Origin of the sequence: Mesorhizobium sp. LSJC285A00 (assembly GCF_000503155.1) — a bacterium.
GTDB lineage: Bacteria > Pseudomonadota > Alphaproteobacteria > Rhizobiales > Rhizobiaceae > Mesorhizobium.
The window spans coordinates 1-4312 of the sequence record NZ_AYVK01000095.1; the positions used below are offsets into that span (position 1 = coordinate 1).

Annotated in this window: 7 pseudogenes; 5 read left to right on the forward strand and 2 right to left on the reverse strand. The window is 60.3% G+C overall.

Annotated elements, in window-relative coordinates:
• A pseudogene (locus tag X726_RS0137070) lies at positions 1-239 on the forward strand (integrase core domain-containing protein); the annotation flags it as partial.
• Positions 240-265: 26 nt separating this feature from the next.
• Here the strand turns inward: X726_RS0137070 and X726_RS1000000170215 are convergent.
• Positions 266-465, reverse strand: a pseudogene (locus X726_RS1000000170215) (IS3 family transposase); the annotation flags it as partial.
• A 1078-nt stretch (positions 466-1543) separates the two neighbouring features.
• Between X726_RS1000000170215 and X726_RS1000000170975 the strand changes: the two are divergent.
• The 3 pseudogenes from X726_RS1000000170975 to X726_RS01000000167815 all read left to right on the forward strand — a co-directional run.
• Positions 1544-1651, forward strand: a pseudogene (locus tag X726_RS1000000170975) (IS5/IS1182 family transposase); the annotation flags it as partial.
• 4 nt (positions 1652-1655) lie between these two features.
• Positions 1656-1862, forward strand: a pseudogene (locus X726_RS1000000170220) (transposase); the annotation flags it as partial.
• A gap of 97 nt (positions 1863-1959) precedes the next feature.
• Positions 1960-3064: pseudogene (locus X726_RS01000000167815) on the forward strand (IS630 family transposase).
• Between the two features lie 10 nt (positions 3065-3074).
• Here X726_RS01000000167815 and X726_RS1000000170225 read toward each other — a convergent pair.
• Positions 3075-3838: pseudogene (locus tag X726_RS1000000170225) on the reverse strand (IS5 family transposase).
• Positions 3839-3890: 52 nt separating this feature from the next.
• Between X726_RS1000000170225 and X726_RS1000000171420 the strand changes: the two are divergent.
• Positions 3891-4135 (forward strand): annotated as a pseudogene (locus X726_RS1000000171420) (SOS response-associated peptidase); the annotation flags it as partial.
• Positions 4136-4312: the final 177 nt, after the last annotated feature.

Genomic DNA, 4312 nt, shown 5'->3' on the forward strand with positions numbered 1-4312 from the left:
AGCTCTTGAACGAGAGCCTGTTCTTCGGCCTCGACCACGCTCGCAGCGCCATCGCCGAATGGCGGGAGGACTTCAACACCGCGAGGCCCCATTCCTCGCTCGGCTACCACCCGGCGGCATACGCCGAGGACATCACCGCAACCGGCTCCGACGCTGTGCTGATGGAAGGCTCCGCGCCTCCGCCGGTTGCTCAACCCGCGCCAAGAGGCGTAACAGAAACGGCCAAGGCTCTAATCGCCATGGATGACAGTTCAGTGGCAGGTCAGGCCTTGTCGCTCACCGTGGTGCGGATCGGCTTGCCGCGGATGATGCCCTCAAGATCAATGGCCCTCATCAGGCGGGCAACCGTGCAGCGGGCGACGTCGAAGCCCTCGCGCTGTAACTGCCGCCAGACCTTGCGAACGCCGAGACGCGGAAGTTGGCCTCGAACACGCGTCGGACCTCATCCTTCAAGGCCTCATCCCTCGGCGGTGGTCCTATGAAAGAGACGAGCGGCTTCAGATGCCGGACGGCCTTCATTTAGCTGAGTCGAGTGATTTCGGAGCGCTGGTTGGGTTTGTTTCAGACGGCGTCCACCCTTTCGTCCGCGTTCGCGGGCTGCCTGTAACCGGGGCACCGTGGGCATTTTTAGAATACCCGCTAAGGTAATTCGGAGTTGTTTGGATTGAGTGGTTAGCTCGGATCGGCCTGGAGCGTTCCCGGGCCGGTCAATTTCGTTCCAGAGATAGTCTTTGGTGAATGCGATATGAGCAAAGGAGCGGTGCGACCTGGGAGAGCAATTCGACGGAATATCGATGCCATGGCCGCGGACATAACCGACAGGGGCTGAGATGACGGTAAGCGCGTAGGCTATTGAGGCCCGTGTCAGCATCACCAAAGCTGACAACCCTTGGACGGCTCGCAGCGTCGGGCACGACTATGGGGTGGCGACGAGGCGCAGCTTGAGGTGCCCAGACGGGCGCTTGAGAAGGCTCTAACTCAGGTTGGCTAGACCTCTGGCCCGACAAGCTAACACAAAGACGCAACGCACCGTTCGAGTTTATTGCTGGCAACAAGCCGGCTCCCCAATTAGATCCGATTTCCCGGCTTAATTTCCAGCGTCGACTTGACTGCAAAAGACTTTCGCTGGAACTGTCGACCTAGATTCGGGGGGCTCCATAAAATGGCAAGCAAGGCAAAATCGCGGAAGCGCGTTGGAACTCGAGAAAAGACCGGTTATGGACGCCGTTAGAGAATTGTCGGGTGGCGGAAATGTGAGCGTTAAGAACGCAGCCCTTTTCAATAAACTGGGTTGGATAGAAGAACGTTACACGACAACTAAGGACCGCCTGAGGAAGAATGGACTGATAAAGAGGAGATCCCGGTGGGACTATGTCCCTCCCCCAAAATGCAGGCCCCAGTCCCAAGCCTCTCAAGGCGTTTATCTCCTACTCGCATGCAGATGCGGCTATCAAGGTTGACCTTCTAAAGCACCTAAGAGACCGTTTTGAAAATCGGCTTGCCGGGGGTTTCGTCTGAGGCTGGGTTATGATTCAAGCTTTAGATGTGGACAAAGCAGAGCCGTGGCCGGATGGCTCAGATCGCCAAGAAGACCAAGCGCTACCCGTCTGATTTGACGGACGAGGAGTGGGAGCAGTTCGCACCGCTGATGNCAGATCGCCAAGAAGACCAAGCGCTACCCGTCTGATTTGACGGACGAGGAGTGGGAGCAGTTCGCACCGCTGATGCCCAAACCTGGGCGTCGCGGCCGTCCGCGCGAGGTTGATTTCCGGGAGGTGGTCAACGCCGTGCGCTACCTGGTCCGCTCGGGTTGCGGTTGGCGGATGCTGCCGATCCATTTCGGACCCTGGCAAACGGTCTACGNGCCGGCGCTCAGGCGATCCTGGATGGTATCCGCAGGCGCTGGCCCTGGGTGAAGCATCTGTTCGCCGACGGCGCCCTTCGATGGAGAGTGCAGCGATGGCGAACGCGACAGGCCGACCGACGGCGCCTCTGGTTCTGGTGCGAGAAGAGCGCGAGTATCTGGAACGACAGGTGCGTCGGCAGCGTGTGGCGCGATCCATGTTCGAGCGGTGCCGGATCATTCTTCGTTGCGCCGAGGGCATTCCCAGCAAAGCCGTCGCAGCTGAGCTGGGGGCCCACGAGCATACGGTCGGCAAGTGGAGGCGCCGCTTCCTCAAGGATCGCGTCGAGGGGTCTACTGGACGAAAGCCGGCCAGGCAGGCCCCGGACGGTCGATGACGATCAGGTCGCAGCCGTGATCGAGCGGACGTTGCGCTCCACGCCCAGCGATGCGACCCATTGGTCGATCCGATCTATGGCCGGTGCGACCGGCTTCTCGCACACGACGATCCGCAGGATCTGGACCGCCTTCGGGCTGCAACCGCACCGCTCGGAGACGTTCAAGCTGTCGAGCGATCCGCTGTTCGTCGGCAAGGTGCGCGGCATCGTCGGGCTCTACCTCTCGCCACCCAATAGGGCGCTCGTGCTCAGCGTCGACGAGAAGAGCCAGATTCAGGCGCTCGACCCTGAGCAGCCCGTGCTGCCGATGATGGCGGGCATCCCTGAGCGCCGGACACATAGCTATGTTCGCCACGGCACCACCTCGCTGTTTGCAGCGCTCGACGTCGCCTCCGGGTTCGTTATTGGCAAGTGCTACAAACGGCACCGGGCCACCGAGTTCCTGGACTTCCTGAAGCAGGTTGACGCCAGTATTCCGCCGGACCTCGACGTCCACATCGTCATGGATAACTACGCGACTCATAAAACCGCGCTGGTTAGGGCATGGCTGGCGCGACGGCCGCACTTCCATGTCCACTTCACTCCGACATCGGCATCCTGGATCAACCAGGTTGAACGGTGGTTTGCCGAACTCACCCGCAAGCAGTTGCGCCGCGGCGTCCACACCTCGACCAGCCAACTCGAAGCCGACATCCGCTCTTCATTGAGCGGCACAATGAGAACCCAAAGCCATATCGCTGGGGTCAAATCCGCCGACGACATCCTCTCATCCGTCAAGCGCTTCTGCCAAAAGGCCGAACAGACCTTATGCAGCGAATTTTAGATTCAGGTGACTAGGTCGTAGACTCATAAGCGCGGAGCCACAGCCGCATTGAGGCGAGTTGGACCATGGCGAGGAATTTGGCGGCGAGCTTGTCGTAACGGGTGGCGACCCGGCGAAAGTGCTTCAGCTTGGAGAAGAACCGCTCGATCAGGTTGCGCTCGCGGTAGAGGCGCTTACTGAAGCAGGGTTTCCAGCGCCGGTTGCTCTTGGGTGGGATGTTGGGCGTGGCGCCTTGGTCTTGGATCAGCTCGCGGATGCGATCGGCGTCGTAGGCCTTATCCGCCAGCAGGATAGTTCGAGGGACGAGATGGTCGAGCAGCGTGTCGGCCATCTGCCCGTCATGTGCTTGCCCTGCCGTCAAGCCGAGCCGGATCGGAAGACCTTGCGCGTCAACGACCGCATGGATCTTGGTCGTAAGCCCGCCTCTGGAGCGACCGAGACAATGATCTTGATCCCCCTTTTTGCCGTCGCGGCCTGCTGGTGAGCGCGAACGGAGGTGCTGTCGATCATCTGGATATTGCCATCATGCGTGGCGGCGATGGCTCCATCATTCGGTCCCAGACACCGGCCTTCCGCCATCGCACGAAGCGGTTGTAACAGGTAGTGCGCGGTCCGTAGCGCTCCGGCAGATCGCGCCATGGCGCGCCTGATCGCAGTACCCAGAAGATGCCGTTCAGCACGCGGCGATCATCGACGCGACGTACGCCTCGGTTTGTTGGGCAGAAGCGCCTCGATCACTCGCCACTCGAAGTCCGTCAAGTCATATCGGCTCATGCCAAACGTGAATCAGCTTCTTGCTGATTTGAGAAGCCCTTCAGTCAACAATCTTGATCGACACTGTGTGGTGCCTGTGACGCGTTTCTCGGAGTCCAGCCCAACACCCGGCGATAAGGACCCTGAGACAGGTATTCAGCGGATTCGTTCGCGCTCAATGAGGACCTGCCGCTTTTCTTCTTCGCTGGCCTCTGGACGCCATGGCATGGGGTGCGCAAGGTCAAGGACGGCGCCGTCCATTTCGAGCTTTACGGCTTCATGACGACCGCGCCCAACGCCCTGATCAAGCCGATCCATGCGCCTCTAATGGGCGGTTGGGCACCTTGCCGGGAAGTGCTGTGGATAGCCGGAGGCACCTCACGACCGACCGCGCATGACTCGGGGGCAATGTGGATCGGTGGGTTGTGTGCGTCAAGTTCTGCAAAATGGGGCGGCCATGATGCTGGTCATGCGGCTTGGCGCAGAGCGAGCTTC